Below are 15,723 nucleotides of genomic sequence, written 5' to 3'. Positions count from 1 at the left end.
CAAGGGATGAAAACGGGAACCGGCCGCACGCTACCAATCCGCAGGCGCAGGCGAAAGCCCTGCCGCCAAAGCAGTGGCTGGCCGGCGCGCCTGCTGGTCACCGATGCGACCCGTCTGGCTGATCCGTTGCCGGCGATCTGTCGGCTGCAGGCGGGCGACGGTGTGCTGTTCCGTCATTACGAGCTCACGCCGGCACACCGGTTGGCGCTCGGACTGCAGGTGGCACGGCTCTGCCGGCAGCGCGGTCTGCTGTTGCTGGTGGCGGGCGATGGCCGGCTGGCACGCCGGCTGGGGGCGGATGGCCTCCATCTGCCGCAGGGCCTGGTGCGCAGGGCAAGAGAGTGCAGGAGCGGGCTGGTCACGGCGGCTGCCCATGACGCGGGCGCGGTTCACCGGGCGGCGCGCGTGCGGGTCGACGCGGTGCTGGTCTCTCCGGTTTTCGCCACGGCCAGCCATCCAGGCACGGCATCCCTCGGGGTGCTGGGCTTTGCCCGGCTCGCCAGTCTGGCTGGGCGGCAGGGGCTGCGCGTCTATGCGTTGGGCGGCATGACCGCAACCGGGATGCAGCGGCTCGGGCGCATGCCGGCGGTTATCGGCTTTGCTGCAATTGCCGGCTTGTCATAAGGCATAAAAAAACCGCCGCCATCCGAAGATGGCGGCGGCCGTATCAGGACTTCCGATTGGATCAGAAGTTGAAGGTATAGCCCAGCGAGGCAACCGCACCGGCTTCGCACCAGTTCTGGCCGCCCATGCATTCACGCTTGCTGAGGTTGGTGTCGACATACTGGAGGCCGGCAGTGAAGCCCCAGAAGGTGGCGAACAGACCGATATTCCAGTCGGTGTAGTTCGGCACGCCGTAGCTGGCGTTCTTGTCGATGCTCTGATGGCCGACATTGGCGATGATCTTCGGCTCGAACTGGGTGATCGGCAGCGGCACGGTCACACCACCGGTGTAGTACACGGCGCCGCCCGACGAACCCTGGAACTGCGGACTGTAGTAGACGCCGGCGCTCGGGATGACGAAGCCGAAGTCGTAAGCGGCAGTCAGCTTGAATTCAGTGAAGTCGAGGTTGAGCGTGTCCTGGGCGCCCGCATAGACGTAGCGGATGATGCCGGTGTCGACGCTCAGCTTGTCGAAGGTCCAGCGGAAGCCGCCGAGGAAATCAACTTCAGCGTCGGCGCTGTTGTTGAAGTCGACGTTGCTGCCCCAGAGGCCGAGGTAGCCGGTCACCATGTCGGTGAGCTTCATGGCGCCTTCAGCGCCAATCTGCAGGGCCGCGCCGGTATCGGTCTGGCTGATGCCGCGGAAACGGTAATCGGACACGGCAGTGGCGGAAACCAGGCCGGCGAAACGATCGGCATCCGCCGCCATCGCCGGGGTCGAAACCGCCGAGATGGCCGTCAGGCCGAGCGCCACCAAGGCGGCGCGGAAAGCAAACTTAGTCATAGGGCTAACCTCCGAGAGAGAATTCGAGGGTGAGATAATCAGACAAGTTCCTGTTCCACAAACTCTTCTCCAGTAAACTGGGGGTTGAGGCGGGAAAGTGTGTCTCCCGGGTTACACTCATCCCGAGAAACAGTCACATTGCGCAAAATCTGTGCAAAGACGGTCGCAATTTAATTACCTATTTATGCGGGTTTACAGGGCGTTTACGGGGGTTTACCCCCGATTCTGCGAAAAGGGAGTGTCGAATCATGCGTGAGGCCCAGCCTCTGGTCATCACCGAATCCGCTCCCCCCGCTGTGTCCGGGGGGGAAGCGATCCGTGTCATCCGTTTGAATTACGCGGTCAAGCGCAATGCGCTGTCGCTGGAGTTGCGCGCCGCGCTGTATGACGCTTTCGAGGCGGCAATGGGTGATCCGGAGGTGCGGGCCATCGTGCTGACGGGCAGCGGCGGCGCCTTCTGCGCCGGCGGTGACATCTCGTCCATGCAGGATGTGGCCGGTGTCGGCGGGCGCCAGCGCCTGGCCAATCTGCACCGGCTGGTCCGATTGATCGCTGCCGGACCGAAACCGGTGATCGCCGCCGTGGAGGGGTTTGCCTATGGCGCCGGAATGTCGCTGGCGCTGCTCTGCGACCAGGTGGTGGCGGCGCGGGATGCGAAATTCTGCTGCTCCTTCGGCAAGGTCGGGCTGATGCCGGACATGGCAGCGTTGTGGACAGTGCCGCAGAGGGTCAATGCGGGTTGGGTGCGGCGGCTGCTGATGCTGGCCGAGGAAATAGATGGCGAGCGTGCCCTGCAGATTGGCCTGGCCGACCAGGTGACCGCCCCGGGCGAGACGATGGATGCTGCACTCGCTCTGGCGGCGAAATTCGCTGCGATGGCTCCGCTGCCGATCGGCTTCACCAAGGCCGCCCTGGCGCGCGGACCGCAGCCTCTCGAAGCGGTGCTGGCGCAGGAGGCCGACGGGCAGGCACTGCTGTTCAATTCAGCCGACTTTGCCGAGGGGCGCGACGCCTTTCTGGCCAAGCGCAAACCGGTCTTTTCGGGTCGCTGAAAAATATTGTGGCTATCGCAGCGGCAGGGCGGGCCGGCGAGGGGCCACCCGCTTGCAGGTGTATGAGCCTGCGTCCTAGACTGACCCCACTAAAACAAAAGGGTTACACAGGAGGAAACCGATGCTGGGCCTGATTCAGGACCGTCCGTTGCTGATCTCGCAGCTGATCGAATACGCCGCGCTGTATCACAGCCAGACCGAGATCGTGACCCGCACCGTCGAAGGCCCGGTGCATCGCTATACCTACAAGGACCTGTGTGGCCGCTCGAAGAAGCTGGCCAATGCGCTGACACGGCTCGGCGTGAAGCTAGGGGATCGCATCGGCACACTGGCCTGGAACACTTACCGACATTTCGAGCTGTATTACGGCGTGTCGGGCATGGGTGCGGTGCTGCATACCGTCAATCCCCGCCTGTTCCCCGAGCAGATCGACTACATCGTCAATCACGCCGAGGATAGCTATCTCTTCTTCGATCTCACCTTCCTGCCGCTGATCGAGAAGCTGGCGCCACAGCTCAAGACGGTGAAGGGCTTCGTGCTGCTGACCGATGCAGCGCATATGCCCAAGGACAGCAAGATTCCCAATCTGCTCTGCTACGAGGATCTGATCGGCAGAGAGAGCGACGATTTCGCCTGGCCGCAGTTTGACGAACGCACGGCCTCTTCGCTTTGCTACACCTCGGGCACCACCGGCAATCCGAAGGGCGTGCTGTTTTCGCATCGCTCGAGTGTGCTGCATTCCTACGCGGTCTGTCAGCGCGACGGCCTGAATCTGGGGTCGGGTGATTCTGCGCTGGTGATCGTGCCGCTATTCCATGCCAATGCCTGGGGCGTGCCTTACGGTGCAGCGATGTGCGGGGCCAAGCTGGTCTTCCCCGGCCCGGCGCTGGACGGCAAAAGCGTCTACGAATTGCTGCGCGACGAGAAGTGCAACTTCTCGCTCGGCGTGCCCACCGTCTGGCTCGCCTTCTTCCAGTATGTTGATGCCAATCCCGGCCTTGATCTGAAGAAGGACATCCTGCTTGAGCGCTGTGTGATCGGCGGTTCGGCGGCGCCGCGCGCGATGATCGAGCGCTTCGCCAAACAACTCAATTGCTTCGTCATCCATGCCTGGGGCATGACCGAGATGTCGCCGCTGGGTACGACTGGCAATCTGCTGAAGAAACATGCCGACCTGCCGCTGGAGCAGCGGTTGGATGTGCAGCAGAAGCAGGGTCGCACCGTTTATGGCGTCGAGATCAAGATTACCGACGACGACGGCAACGAACTGCCGCGCGACGGCAAGGCCTTTGGCGACGTGAAGGTACGCGGCCCCTGGATCACCAAGGGTTATTTCCGCGGTGATGGCGGCAATGTGCTGGACAAGGATGGCTGGTTCACCACGGGTGATGTCGCCACGCTGGATTCCGACGGTTACATGCAGATCACCGATCGCTCGAAGGATGTGATCAAGTCGGGCGGCGAGTGGATTTCCTCGATCGACCTGGAGAATGCCGCCGTTGGCCATCCGGCCGTGCAGGAGGCCGCGGTGATCGGCGTGCATCACGACAAGTGGCAGGAGCGCCCTCTGCTGCTGGTGATCAAGAAAGCTGGCCAGGAGGTCGATCGCGACGAGCTGCTGAAGTATCTCGAGGGCAAAGTGGCCAAGTGGTGGTTGCCTGACGATGTCGTCTTCGTGACGGAACTGCCGCATACCGCGACCGGCAAGCTGCTGAAGACGAAGCTGCGTGACCAGTTCAAGGGGTACAAGCTGCCGACACCCGGCGCGTAAGCTGGACGGCATGTCCGAAAACAGCAAAGCCGGCCCGGGAAACCGGGTCGGCTTTTTTCGTGAAGTGAATTCAGTTCGCCCGGGTGCGGGTGCGCGCGGCTAGCAACTGCTTGATCCGTCGCTCGACCTCGATGGCCTCATATGGCTTTTGCATCAGTGGGCCGTCCCCGCAGAGCTCGGCTGCTGCATCTGCGGCCTTGGCCACGCCAGAGGTAAGGATGACAGATGTGCCGGGGCGATTTTCGCGAACCCAGCGGGCGAGGGCGAAGCCGTCCAGCTCGCCTGGCATCTGCACATCGGTGAAGACTACGTCGATTTCCAGCGAGGCCTCGAACACCGACACGGCCTCGCGGCCGCTGCCAGCCTCGATTACAGCATAGCCGCAGTCGCGCAGGTATTCGGCAATCACCATGCGGATAAGGACTTCGTCTTCAACCACAAGCACGACCGACTTGTCGTCACCGGCATCCGCCGTGGGGCGGTTGTCTTTGGCTGGAGTCATGATGGGTGAAGGCTCCTGAAGCACGCGATATTAGAAACAGGACGGGTGAGAAATAACGCCCGAATGGACGGGCGGTTCCGCCGGTCTCGCTCCCGGCAGGCCGCCGAGGCGCCAGCTTACCCGCAGGTCCGGCGGCGGGTGCAGAAAATTGTAACTGTCCGGGAATAAAGCGGGGCGCAGAGAGTCTGTCTGTTGGGCGCGTCACAAGGCTGAGAGCGCACCAAACAGTGTTCGGACAGGGCTGAACCGCTGTTTTAAACCAACCGGACATCTGCAAACACTGAGGTATCCCATGAACAAGAAAATGCGTTCGTTTTATCTGCTGCCGGCGCTGGTGCTGGCGGCTTGTGCCGGACAACAGCAGGCGGCCCCGCCGGCCATGGTAGCGGTGCCCGATGCGCTGAAAGGCGCGCCGGGGGAGAAGCTGGCGATGGTCGTGCCGGCGAAGGGCGTGCAGATCTATGAATGCCGCGTCGTGAAGGACAAGCCGGGCAATTATGAATGGGCCTTCGTCGCCCCCGAGGCCGAGCTGTATGACACGCGCGGCACGCGGATCGGCAAGCATTACGGCGGCCCGAGCTGGGAGTCGAATGACGGCAGCAAGATCACCGGCGCGCTGAAGGCCCGTGCCGATGCGCCGCAGCCGGGCACTATTCCGTGGCTGCTGATTACAGCTACCCCGTCTGGCCCCAAGGGGGCGTTCAGCGACATCAGCAGTGTGCAGCGGGTGAACACGATGGGCGGTGCCGCGCCGGGCGTTGCCTGTGCGCAGGGCAATCTGGGCACCGTGGTGCGCGCGCCTTACACGGCCGACTACTATCTGCTGACCATGAAATAACGATGCACGCCGATCGGCGCGCATGAGGGAATCAGGGAAAGGCCGGATGCAAGTCCGGCCTTTTTCGTTTTGCGCTGCATATTTTCATAACCCTGGAGAGTTATGTGGTGGCATGGAGTCAGCGTCGATTTCGATTCTCACGTGTGCCATCAGGCATAAGTTATGCGCATAAAATCTGGCGAATCGCGATATCTGCATGCATCTCGATTCGATAGCGAGAACGTGAAGTGACGACGCGCGAGGCCTGTGACTGTTATCACGGTGGGTAGGCATGAGGAGTGGGACAACGGTAATGCTCAACTACTCAGAGGTTTATGAATGCGTCAGTCGATCAAACTGCTTTCCGTCCTTGCTCTGACCCTTCTTGCTGCTCCTGTTCATAGCGAACAGCCCCCGATCCCAGACGTGCTTAAAGGCCGCGCCAACGAAGGCGTGCTCATGGTGACTATCGCCAAAGGCGTGCAGGTTTATGAATGTCGCGAGAAGAAAGATCAGGTCTCGGCCTATGAATGGGCCTTCCTGATGCCGCAGGCGGTTCTGTTCGATCGCAACGGCAACAGGATCGGCGATCATTTCGAGGGGCCGACTTGGCAGTCCGATGATGGCAGTCGCATCACCGGCGTAATGGTGGCGCGTGCCGATGCTCCGCAGGGCGGTTCCATTCCCTGGCTGCTGCTCACCGCCTCGGCGGCCGGTCCCAAAGGCAGCTTCAGCCCGGTGACCAGCGTGCAGCGCGTCAACACCGTCGGCGGTGTTGCTCCGAAGGTGAACTGCAACGAAGGCAATGCCGGGGCCATCGCCCGCGTGCCCTACACAGCGGACTACTATTTCCTCAGCGCGCGGTAAAACCGCGCGTCCCCCCGCCGAGGTCGCTCCTGTTGTCACTGGCAGGAGCGGCCTCGGCACCCCGGTGGTTTAGGCGGTGCGATACGTCGCCGCTTCGTCGGCGGCACCGTTTGCCTTCACCCGGCCACCCCCGACCATGTGAATCAGATGCGCCAGCACCGAGCGCGCTGCTGCAGGATGCAGGTAGGCGGGCACGTCGGCATACATCGTCTTCACCATCTGCGGGATGGTCTGCGGTCCCGACGACAGGCAGGCCATGATCTGTGCCTCGCGCGCCTCGCGGTGCCGGATCAGCTCGGTGACAAAATGCTGCGGCGAATGACCGGTGCTGGTCGCATCGATCGGTGCGCCATGGGTCGGGTAATAGCGCACGTCGTCGCGGAACAGCAGCTTCTTCAGACTGACGTAATAGTCGGTCATGCTGCCGTCGGGCGGCGAGATCACTGTGGTGGACCAGCCCATCACATGGTCGCCGCTGAACAGCGCTTTCTCCTCATGCAGGCCAAAGCAGAGGTGGTTGGAGATGTGACCGGGCGTGTGCACGGCGGTCACCGTCCAGCCCTCGCCCTTAACCACTGCGCCATCTTTCATAAGGTGGTCAGGCCGGAAGTCGTGATCGCCGCCTTCCTCCACCACAGGTCCGCCTTTGGGTTGCGGATGTGGACCGTACGCCCAGGTCTCGGCGCCAGTCCTGGTTTTCAGCAGGGCGGCGCCTGGCGAATGGTCGCGATGCGTATGCGTGATCAGGATATGGGTGACGGTTTCCCCGGGCAGGGCCGCCAGGATGGCCTCAATATGGGCGGGATCATCCGGACCGGGGTCGATCACCGCGACCTTGCCGCGGCCGACGATATAGGTGCCGGTGCCATGGAAGGTGAAGGCGGACGGGTTTTGTGCAATGACGCGGCGCACCAATGGCGACAGGCCGCTGACTGTTCCGTAAGCAAATTCCAAGTCTTTGACGTATGGGATCGACATGCTGGTTTCTTCCTAGGCAGAACCCTTGGCCTCGATTGACGCGGACGGAAGGTAAACGCGAAAAATTGACGTAGCGTCAAGTGATTAGCATTCATCCGAGCGCGAAAGCGATTGACCTTTGCGGCGGCGTCTCCGTAATCTGCCATCACAAGACGGCGACACCAAGAATCGCCTGAATATTACCTGGGAGGGTGGACGCTGTCTGAGATTGTCCAGTTGCTGCTGAATGGGTTGGCGGCAGGCTGTATCTACGGCCTGATCGCACTCGGATTCGTGCTGATCTACAAAGCCACCGAAATGGTGAACTTCGCCCAAGGCGACCTCCTGATGTTGGGCGCCTTCATGGCATTTGCCCTGATTGAGGGTTTCGGTCTGAACTACTGGCTCGCCTTCCTGGGGGCGGTGCTGTTCATGGCGGTATTCGGCTATCTGCTTGATACCGTGATCCTGCGTCAGGTGATCGGCCAGCCGCAGTTTTCCGTCGTCATGCTCACCATTGGCCTGGGCTTTATCTTCCGTTCGGGGGCCTCGATGATCTGGGGTACCGAGACCCGGGCTTTTGCCACGCCGTTCACTGACGGCGTGAGCCGGGTCGGCGGCTTCGTCATCGCCGACGTCAACGTTTCCATCGTGGTGGGCACCGCGATCCTCTGCGGCGTTCTATACGGATTTTTCCGCTTCACGCGCATTGGTGTTGCCATGCAGGCCGCCTCGCAGAACCAGCTGGCGGCCTATTACATGGGCATCCCGGTGAAGATGATTTTTTCGCTGGTCTGGGCAATTTCAGCCGCAGTCGCCGCAGTCGCCGGTATCCTGTTGGCTCCGGTCTCGCTGATCGACACCACCATCGGCCTCCTGGGCCTGAAGGCCTTCGCAGCCGCAGTGCTGGGGGGCTTCGGTTCGATCCCGGGTGCGGTGATCGGCGGTCTGGTGATCGGCGTGATCGAGCAGTTCTCCGGCATCTACATGGCCGAGGGCTTCAAGGATGTGGCGGCCTATGTGGTGATCCTCGCGGTGCTGTTCATCCGGCCGCAGGGCCTGTTCGGCAACATCGGCCGCAAGCGCGTGTAAGGGGCAGGACAGATCATGCGCTTTTTCTTCAAGACGGATTACAACCAGGATATCAACCTGTTCCGCGACGGCGTCGACCGTTTCTGGTACGGGCTGCTGATTCTTATCCTGCTGGCCGTGCCCTTCGTGCTGGAAGACTTCTGGCTGGGCGAGATTTCCTACGTTTTCATCCTCTCCATCGTTGGCATCGGCCTGATGATCCTGACCGGTTATACCGGCCAGGTGTCGCTCGGCCATGCCGCCTTCCTTGGCATCGGCGCGTATACCCATGCGGTCCTGCTGAATCTGGGTGTGCCGTTTTTCATCTCGATCCCGGTCGCCACCGTGCTCAGCGCCATCATTGGCGCGGTGATCGGGCGGCCGGCCCTGCGGCTTACCGGCGTTTATCTCGCCATTGCCACGCTGGCCTTCGCCTTCATCATCGAGCAGATCCTGATCCGTTGGGAGCATGTGACCGGCGGCTTCAAGGGTTTCCCGGTCGATCGGCCCGAAGTGCTTGGCATCGCCATCGTCGACGATATCAATTTCTACTATATCACCTTCGGTGCGCTGGTGCTGGCGGTGTTGGCCGCACTCAACCTGCTGCGCTCGCCCACCGGCCGTGCCTTCGTCGCCATCCGCGATTCCGAAATCGCCGCCCAGTCGATGGGCGTCAACCTGGCCGCCTACAAGACGCTGGCCTTCTCGATTTCGGCCGGTTTCACCGGTTTCGGCGGCACGCTGTTCGCCCACAAGATCGGCTATCTGGCGCCCGATGCATTCAACATCCTGCTCTCCATCCAGCTGCTGCTGATGGTCGTGGTGGGCGGTCTGGGTTCGATCCACGGCGCGATCTTCGGTGCAATCTTCGTCGGCTCGTTGCCGCAGCTGATCGCCATCCTGCGCGACTATCTGCCTGAATCAGTCGCTCGCCAGCCGGGCCTGGAACCGGGCATTTTCGGCTTGATCCTGGTCTTCTTCATCCTGTTCGAGCCGCTGGGCATCTACGGGCGCTGGCTGAAGGTCAAACTCTATTTCTCGCTCTTCCCGCTCTACAAGAAGGCCACCTTCAAGCGGCAGAAGACCTACACCAAGTCGGAGCGCAACCGGTGACGCTGTTCAAGGCCGACAACCTCGCCATCAACTTCGGCGGCATCAAGGCCGTCGACGGTGTCAGTTTCGACATCGAGAAAGGCCAGGTTTTCACCATCATCGGCCCCAACGGTGCGGGCAAGACGACGGTGTTCAATCTGATCAGCCGCATCTACGACCCCACCGAGGGCAAGCTGATCTTCGAGGGGCAGGACATCACCGGGGTGGCCCCGCACAAGATCGCGTCCATGGGCATCGCGCGTACCTTCCAGAATATCGAGCTGTTCGAGCATGCCTCCGTGCTGCACAATTTGCTGCTCGGCCGTCATGCTCATCGCGGCGGCAATCTGGCCTCGGAGCTGCTGTTCTTGCCGTCGGTCCGCAAGATGGAGCTCGCGCATCGCGAGAAGGTCGAGCATGTGATCGACTTTCTCAATCTGCAGGCCTATCGCGATACCTATATCGTCAATCTGCCCTATGGTGCGCGCAAGGTGGTCGAGCTGGCCCGTGCGCTCTGCACCGAACCCAAGCTGCTGCTGCTCGACGAGCCATCCTCCGGCCTCAATACCGAGGAAACCGAGGATATGGCCTTCTGGATCCACGATATCCGCAACGAGCTCGGCATCACCGTGCTGATGGTCGAGCACGATATGGGGCTGGTGAACGAGGTTTCGGACCGTGTGCTGGCGCTGAATTACGGCCGCGTGCTGGCGCTGGGCACACCTTCGGAGGTGCAGAGCCACCCCGAGGTCATCAAAGCCTATCTGGGAGGCTGAGATGCCAGAAGCCAAAGCTGAACCGATCCTCAAGCTCAGCAATATCGAGACCTTCTATGGTCCGATCATGGCCATCCGCGGCGTCAGCCTGGAAGTGCCCGAAGGCTCCATCGTCACCGTGCTGGGCGCCAATGGTGCCGGCAAGACTACCATCCTGAAGACCATCTCCGGTGTCATGGACCCGCAGAAGGGCAGTGTCACCTTCGCGGGCAAGGATATCCAGAAGATGGATCCCGACAAGGTGATGCGGCTCGGCATCGGCCATGTGCCCGAGGGCCGTGAAACCTTCCCGTTCCTGACGGTGAAGGAAAACCTGATGATGGGTGCCTTCACCCGCAAGGATGCCGACGGCGTCGCCAAGGACATGGAAATGGTCTACGGCTACTTCCCGCGCCTGAAGGAGCGCGAGAGCCAGCCGGCCGGCTCGATGTCGGGCGGTGAGCAGCAGATGCTGGCCATCGGCCGCGCCCTGATGGGGCGACCCAAGCTGCTGCTGCTAGATGAACCCTCGCTCGGCCTGTCGCCCAAGTTGGTGAAGGAAATCTTCGAGATCATCGTCCGCATCAACGCCGAGCAGAAGACCACCATCCTGCTGGTCGAGCAGAATGCAAATGTGGCGCTGCATGCGGCGCATTACGGCTATGTGCTGGAAGTCGGCCGCATCGTGATGGCCGATACCTGCGCCCGTCTTCTGGAAAAGGAAGACATCAAGGAATTCTACCTCGGCATGAAAGAGCAGGGCGTCCGCGGCAAGCGGCGCTGGAAGAAGCGCAAAACCTGGCGGTAAGCAGTCGCCACGACCTGGGAGGACCCACCATGAGTGCCAAAGCGGTCGACAAAGTAACGGGCATTGAAATCGATGCCGACATCCTCGCTCTCATCGGGAGCGATACCCTGCCGCGCTATTTCTGGCGCAAGGTCAAGGAGCGCGGCGCCAAGGTGGCGATGCGCGAAAAAGACCTCGGCATCTGGAATTCTGTCACCTGGACGCAATACGGTGACAACGCCAAGCATGCCGGCCTTGGTTTTGCCGCGCTGGGTGTGAAGCGCGGCGAGGTGGTCTCGATCATCTCGGAAGGCAATCCGCAATGGCTCTATGCTGACCTCGGGTGTCAGGGTATCGGCGGCGTCTCCAACGGTATCTACACGACGGATTCCGCCAAGCAGGTGGAATACATCGTCAATGACAGCAAGACGGTGGTCTATATCGCCGAGAATGACGAGCAGTTGGACAAGATACTGGAAGTGCGCGAGCGCTGCCCTAGCTTGCGCAAGATTGTCGTCATCGACATGGAGGGCCTGAGCGACTTCCGCGACCCCATGGTGATCAGCTTCGACCAGCTGCTCGACCTGGGTCGTAACTTCGAGAAGAGCAATGCGTCCTTTTGGGACGAGCAGCTCAAGCTTGGCAAGCCTGAAGATCTTGCCATCCTGATCTACACCTCCGGCACCACCGGTGCGCCCAAGGGCGCGATGATCAGCCATCGCAATCTGGTCTTCCAGATGGAGAATGCCGGGCGTCTGCTTGAGCAGTGCGAAACCGACGAGCAACTGAGCTTCCTGCCGCTCTGCCATATCGCCGAGCGCGGCTTCACGCTGCTTTGGCCGATCCGTTCGGGCTCCACGGTGAACTTCGCCGAAAGCCCCGAGACCGTGCCGCAGAACCTGCAGGAAGTGCAGCCTACGGTCTTCTTCGCCGTGCCGCGCCTGTGGGAGAAGTTCTACTCCGGCGTCGCTATCCGCATGAAAGACGCCACCGGCTTCGGCAAGCTGGCCTACAAGATCGCCATCGGCATCGGTTTCAAGCTCGCCGAGGCGCGGCTGGAACGCCGTGAGCCTTCGGCTGGCCTGAAGATTGCCTTCTGGTTCGCCGACCAGTTGGTGCTGCGCAACATCAAGCGCATCATCGGCATCGACCGCTGCAAATGGCTGGTCACTGGCGCCGCCCCGATCTCGCCTGATCTGATCAAGTGGTACTTGGCTCTGGGTAAGGACATGCGTGAGGTCTATGGCCAGACTGAGAATGTCGGCCTCGCCACCGCGCCGATGATGAACCAGGTCAAGCTCGGCACCATCGGGCAGGCTATTCCGAACACCCAGGTGAAGATCAGCCCCGAAGGCGAAATCCTGCTGAAGGGTCCGCATGTGTTCATGGGTTACCTGAATAACCCGACCCGCACGGCGGAAACCATCGTGGACGGCTGGCTGCATACCGGCGATGTCGGCAGCGTCGATAACGAGGGCTGGTTCCGCATCACCGATCGCATGAAAGACATCATCATCACTGCCGGCGGCAAGAACATCACGCCGTCCGAGATTGAGAATCAGCTGAAATTCAGCCCCTATGTCTCGGATGCAGTGGTGATCGGCGATCGCCGGGCCTATCTCACCTGCCTGATCATGATTGATCACGACAATGTGGTGAAATTCGCACAGGATTTGAATGTGCCCTTCACCAATTTCAGCTCGCTCTGCCACGCCAAGGAAGTGCAGGAGCTGATCTGGTCGGAGATCGAAAGGGTCAACAAGAACTTCGCCCGCGTCGAAACGATCAAGAAATTCCGCCTGATCGACCAGCAGCTCAGCGCCGAGGATGACGAGCTCACGCCCACCATGAAGCTGAAGCGCAAGTTCGTGAACGAGAAATACAAGCCTCTGATCGAGGAAATGTATGCCGGCGCCTGAGGCGGCGACCGGTCAACCTGTATTCCGGACCAACGGTTTACTGAAAGGGAGAATGAGGATGCGTACGAGAATTCTGGCCGCGACAGCGGCATTTGCGACTGTGACCGGCTTGGCCGGCATGGACGCACAGGCACAGGCGGTGCGTGGCGTCACCAAGTCTGAAATCGTCATCGGCCAGCATACCGATCTCAGTGGCCCGGCCGCGTCCTACGGCGTGCATGTCGCCAACGCGATGCGCCTCTATTTCGACAAGATCAACGCCGATGGCGGCATTTACGGCCGCAAGATCCGCCTGATCGTCGAAGATCATCAGTATCAGGTGCCGCGTGCTGTGCAGGCAGCGAACAAGCTGATCAACCGCGACAAGATTTTCCTGATGGCCGGCGCGCTCGGCACGCCGCATAACAACGCGGTCTTCCCGGACCAGTTCAAGGCCGACGTGCCGAACCTGGGCCCGCTGACCGCGGCGCGTTCGATGAGCGAGCCTTTCCATCGCCTCAAGTTCGCCACCTATTCGACCTACTACGATCACACCCGCGCGGGCATCAAGTACCTGGTGGCGAAGAACAACCGCAAGAAGCTCTGCTCGTTGTACCAGGACACTGACTTCGGCAAGGAAGTGTTCGATGCCGTGCAGGACCAGGCCAAGGCGATGAACATGCCGGTCGTCGATACCGCCACCAACACGCCGATCGCCACCGACTTCACCGCCCAGATCACCAAGCTGCGTGCTTCGGGCTGCGATCTTGTGGCCATGGGCGCCATCGTGCGCGACGCCATCGTGCCCTATGGCACGGCGCGCAAGATGGGCTGGACGGATGTCGACTTCGTGTCGCAGTCGGCCAGCTTCGACCAGATCGTGGCTTCCGCCCCCGGCGGCGCCACCGAAGGTCTCTATGTTGGCGCCGGTACCGTGATGCCCTATCGCGACACGGCCTCGCCGCAGGTTGCCGCCTGGTGGGATTCATACAAGGCCAAGTACAACACCGATCCGAATATCGGCGCGGTGTATGGCTATGGCGTGGCTGACCTGATCACAACCGCCCTTGACCGTGCGGGCAAGGATCTGACCACCGAGGGCTTCCTGAAGGGTATGGAAAGCATCAATGGCTTCCGCGACATCTTTGGCGGTCCGGTGGTGAGCTTCGGCCCGCAGAAGCATCAGGGGACCACGGACGTGCTGTTCTATCAGATCCAGAAGGGCCGCTTCGTGCAGATCGGCGATGGCCCCATCAAGTACTAAAAACGGCTAACGTCCGGATACGGACGAGAAGAAAAGTCTCGCATCGCCTGAGCGCCCGCAGCATCCGCTGCGGGCGCTTTCTTTTGTGCGCTGCATCAACGGTTTGGGTGCCCAGAATCCGATAGGTCGCGCCAAGGGAGAGGGCTAAGCTTTCCAGGCATAACCATAAAACCTGGGAGGTCCGCATGCGTAGGGTAGCTTTGCTCACGGCCGCTGCTGTGGCCAGTAGCGTTCTGATTGCCGGCTCCGCGGCCGCGCAGTCAGCCAAGGTGCGTGGCGTCACGAAAAACGAAATCATCATCGGCATGCATACCGATCTGAGCGGTCCGGCCGCGTCCTACGGCGTGCATTCCTCCAACGCGATGCGGCTGCGCATCGACGAGGTTAACGAGCAGGGCGGCATCTACGGCCGCAAGATTCGCCTGATCGTGGAAGACAACCAGTATCAGGTGCCGCGCGCCGTGCAGGCAGCGAACAAGCTGATCAATCGCGACAATATCTTCCTGATGGCCGGCGCGCTCGGCACGCCGATGAACAATGCCGTGCTGCCGGATCAGTTGAAGGCGGGGGTGATCAACTTCTCGCCGATCACGGCGGCCCGGCAGATGTCGGAGCCCTTCCACAAGCTGAAATTCGCCGGCCTGGCTTCGTATTACGACCAGATCCGCGCCGGCATGAAATGGATGGTTGCCAACAAGGGCAAGCAGCGCTTCTGCACGCTGTATCAGGACACCGATTTCGGCAAGGAAATCCTGGAAGCGGTGCAGGACCAGGCCAAGGCGATGAATATGCCGGTGATCGATACGGCGACCAATACGCCGATCGCCACCGACTTCACCGCCCAGATATCCAAGCTGCGGGCCGCCAACTGCGACATCGTGGTCATGGGCACCATCGTGCGTGATGCCATCGTGCCCTATGGCACCGCGCGCAAGATGGGCTGGGATGTCGATTTCCTCGGCCAGTCGGCCAATTACGACCAGATCGTCGCCGGTGCTCCCGGCGGCGCCACGGAAGGCATGTATGTGATGGCCGGAACCGTGATGCCCTACCGCGACACCGCCTCGCCGCAGGTCGCGGCCTTCATGGACAAGTACAAGGCCAAGTTTGGCGTCGATTCCAATATCGGCGCGGTCTATGGCTACGGCCTGATGGACCAGTTGATCTTCGCCTTCGATCGCGCGGGCAAGGATCTGACGACTGACAAGATGGTGGCCGCCATCGAAGGCATGCAGGGCTTCCGCGACATTTTCGGTGGCCCTGCTGTCAGTTATGGCCCGACGAAGCATCTGGGGGCTGATGAAAGCTTCCTGTTCCAGGTACAGAAGGGCCGCTTCATGCAGATTGCCGGGCCGGTGCGCTACGGCAGTTGATGCGCGTTACCCCGGCCGCGGCGTTCCCGCGGCCGGGTTTTTTGTTCATTACAAAAAAAACAAACCGGGA

General features: G+C 61.2%; 15 protein-coding genes. 12 read left to right on the top strand and 3 right to left on the bottom strand.

From position 1 onward, the window contains the following. Positions 1 to 6 precede the first annotated feature (6 nt). A complete protein-coding gene (locus AC1RRT_RS03700; RefSeq protein WP_493012354.1) occupies positions 7 to 624 on the top strand; it encodes a thiamine phosphate synthase in 618 nt (205 codons plus the stop codon). 61 nt (positions 625 to 685) lie between these two features. Here the strand turns inward: AC1RRT_RS03700 and AC1RRT_RS03695 are convergent, their stop codons facing one another. Next, a complete protein-coding gene (locus AC1RRT_RS03695; protein ID WP_493012353.1) occupies positions 686 to 1,447 on the bottom strand; it encodes a TorF family putative porin in 762 nt (253 codons plus the stop codon). A 248-nt stretch (positions 1,448 to 1,695) separates the two neighbouring features. Here AC1RRT_RS03695 and AC1RRT_RS03690 point away from each other — a divergent pair, with 248 nt between their 5' ends. Then, positions 1,696 to 2,499, top strand: a complete 804-nt coding sequence (locus AC1RRT_RS03690; RefSeq protein ID WP_493012352.1) for an enoyl-CoA hydratase/isomerase family protein — start codon at positions 1,696 to 1,698, stop codon at positions 2,497 to 2,499. A gap of 121 nt (positions 2,500 to 2,620) precedes the next feature. Further along, positions 2,621 to 4,270 (top strand): 3-(methylthio)propionyl-CoA ligase, encoded by a 1,650-nt coding sequence (locus AC1RRT_RS03685; RefSeq protein ID WP_493012351.1) that lies wholly within the window; start codon positions 2,621 to 2,623, stop codon positions 4,268 to 4,270. Positions 4,271 to 4,340: 70 nt separating this feature from the next. Here AC1RRT_RS03685 and AC1RRT_RS03680 read toward each other — a convergent pair whose 3' ends face one another. Next, on the bottom strand, positions 4,341 to 4,772 hold the full coding sequence (locus tag AC1RRT_RS03680) for a response regulator (protein ID WP_493012350.1): 432 nt from the start codon (positions 4,770 to 4,772) through the stop codon (positions 4,341 to 4,343). 292 nt (positions 4,773 to 5,064) lie between these two features. Here AC1RRT_RS03680 and AC1RRT_RS03675 point away from each other — a divergent pair, with 292 nt between their 5' ends. Then, entirely contained in the window at positions 5,065 to 5,610 is a 546-nt protein-coding gene (locus AC1RRT_RS03675; RefSeq protein WP_493012348.1) for a DUF3455 domain-containing protein, read from the top strand. 405 nt (positions 5,611 to 6,015) lie between these two features. Next, positions 6,016 to 6,456, top strand: coding sequence for a DUF3455 domain-containing protein (locus AC1RRT_RS03670; RefSeq protein WP_493012347.1), 441 nt, complete (start codon positions 6,016 to 6,018; stop codon positions 6,454 to 6,456). A 69-nt stretch (positions 6,457 to 6,525) separates the two neighbouring features. On the opposite strand, the gene AC1RRT_RS03665 is transcribed toward AC1RRT_RS03670, so the two are convergent. Next, the gene (locus tag AC1RRT_RS03665) at positions 6,526 to 7,434 is read right to left on the bottom strand and encodes an MBL fold metallo-hydrolase (protein WP_493012346.1); all 909 of its coding nucleotides are present in this window, start codon (positions 7,432 to 7,434) and stop codon (positions 6,526 to 6,528) included. 216 nt (positions 7,435 to 7,650) lie between these two features. On the opposite strand from AC1RRT_RS03665, the gene AC1RRT_RS03660 reads away from it, so the two are divergent. From AC1RRT_RS03660 to AC1RRT_RS03630, 7 genes are all read left to right on the top strand, one after another. After that, a complete protein-coding gene (locus AC1RRT_RS03660) occupies positions 7,651 to 8,505 on the top strand; it encodes a branched-chain amino acid ABC transporter permease (RefSeq protein ID WP_493012345.1) in 855 nt (284 codons plus the stop codon). Between the two features lie 15 nt (positions 8,506 to 8,520). After that, positions 8,521 to 9,597: a branched-chain amino acid ABC transporter permease gene (locus AC1RRT_RS03655; protein WP_493012344.1), complete on the top strand. Its 1,077-nt coding sequence runs from the start codon at positions 8,521 to 8,523 to the stop codon at positions 9,595 to 9,597. Further along, positions 9,594 to 10,352, top strand: a complete 759-nt coding sequence (locus tag AC1RRT_RS03650) for an ABC transporter ATP-binding protein (RefSeq protein WP_493012343.1) — start codon at positions 9,594 to 9,596, stop codon at positions 10,350 to 10,352. The genes AC1RRT_RS03655 and AC1RRT_RS03650 overlap by 4 nt, the downstream gene beginning before the upstream one ends. A gap of 1 nt (position 10,353) precedes the next feature. After that, the gene (locus AC1RRT_RS03645) at positions 10,354 to 11,139 is read left to right on the top strand and encodes an ABC transporter ATP-binding protein (protein WP_493012342.1); all 786 of its coding nucleotides are present in this window, start codon (positions 10,354 to 10,356) and stop codon (positions 11,137 to 11,139) included. A gap of 29 nt (positions 11,140 to 11,168) precedes the next feature. Beyond that, positions 11,169 to 13,037 (top strand): AMP-dependent synthetase/ligase, encoded by a 1,869-nt coding sequence (locus AC1RRT_RS03640; RefSeq protein ID WP_493012341.1) that lies wholly within the window; start codon positions 11,169 to 11,171, stop codon positions 13,035 to 13,037. A gap of 58 nt (positions 13,038 to 13,095) precedes the next feature. Then, on the top strand, positions 13,096 to 14,280 hold the full coding sequence (locus tag AC1RRT_RS03635) for an ABC transporter substrate-binding protein (RefSeq protein WP_493012340.1): 1,185 nt from the start codon (positions 13,096 to 13,098) through the stop codon (positions 14,278 to 14,280). Between the two features lie 185 nt (positions 14,281 to 14,465). Further along, on the top strand, positions 14,466 to 15,653 hold the full coding sequence (locus AC1RRT_RS03630) for an ABC transporter substrate-binding protein (RefSeq protein ID WP_493012339.1): 1,188 nt from the start codon (positions 14,466 to 14,468) through the stop codon (positions 15,651 to 15,653). Positions 15,654 to 15,723 lie beyond the last annotated feature (70 nt).

Source organism: Ferrovibrio sp. GW821-FHT12B10, from assembly GCF_058807515.1.
The sequence above is the reverse complement of the archived record's forward strand: the minus strand, read 5'-3'. Positions and strand labels throughout refer to the sequence as shown.

What these genes read in the sequence shown, in the direction of transcription:
- AC1RRT_RS03700 (WP_493012354.1), top strand. Translation starts at nt 7, where the DNA reads ATGAAAACGGGAACCGGCCGCACGCTACCAATCCGCAGGCGCAGGCGA.
- AC1RRT_RS03695 (WP_493012353.1), bottom strand. Translation starts at nt 1,447, where the DNA reads ATGACTAAGTTTGCTTTCCGCGCCGCCTTGGTGGCGCTCGGCCTGACG.
- AC1RRT_RS03690 (WP_493012352.1), top strand. Translation starts at nt 1,696, where the DNA reads ATGCGTGAGGCCCAGCCTCTGGTCATCACCGAATCCGCTCCCCCCGCT.
- AC1RRT_RS03685 (WP_493012351.1), top strand. Translation starts at nt 2,621, where the DNA reads ATGCTGGGCCTGATTCAGGACCGTCCGTTGCTGATCTCGCAGCTGATC.
- AC1RRT_RS03680 (WP_493012350.1), bottom strand. Translation starts at nt 4,772, where the DNA reads ATGACTCCAGCCAAAGACAACCGCCCCACGGCGGATGCCGGTGACGAC.
- AC1RRT_RS03675 (WP_493012348.1), top strand. Translation starts at nt 5,065, where the DNA reads ATGAACAAGAAAATGCGTTCGTTTTATCTGCTGCCGGCGCTGGTGCTG.
- AC1RRT_RS03665 (WP_493012346.1), bottom strand. Translation starts at nt 7,434, where the DNA reads ATGTCGATCCCATACGTCAAAGACTTGGAATTTGCTTACGGAACAGTC.
- AC1RRT_RS03655 (WP_493012344.1), top strand. Translation starts at nt 8,521, where the DNA reads ATGCGCTTTTTCTTCAAGACGGATTACAACCAGGATATCAACCTGTTC.
- AC1RRT_RS03645 (WP_493012342.1), top strand. Translation starts at nt 10,354, where the DNA reads ATGCCAGAAGCCAAAGCTGAACCGATCCTCAAGCTCAGCAATATCGAG.
- AC1RRT_RS03640 (WP_493012341.1), top strand. Translation starts at nt 11,169, where the DNA reads ATGAGTGCCAAAGCGGTCGACAAAGTAACGGGCATTGAAATCGATGCC.
- AC1RRT_RS03635 (WP_493012340.1), top strand. Translation starts at nt 13,096, where the DNA reads ATGCGTACGAGAATTCTGGCCGCGACAGCGGCATTTGCGACTGTGACC.
- AC1RRT_RS03630 (WP_493012339.1), top strand. Translation starts at nt 14,466, where the DNA reads ATGCGTAGGGTAGCTTTGCTCACGGCCGCTGCTGTGGCCAGTAGCGTT.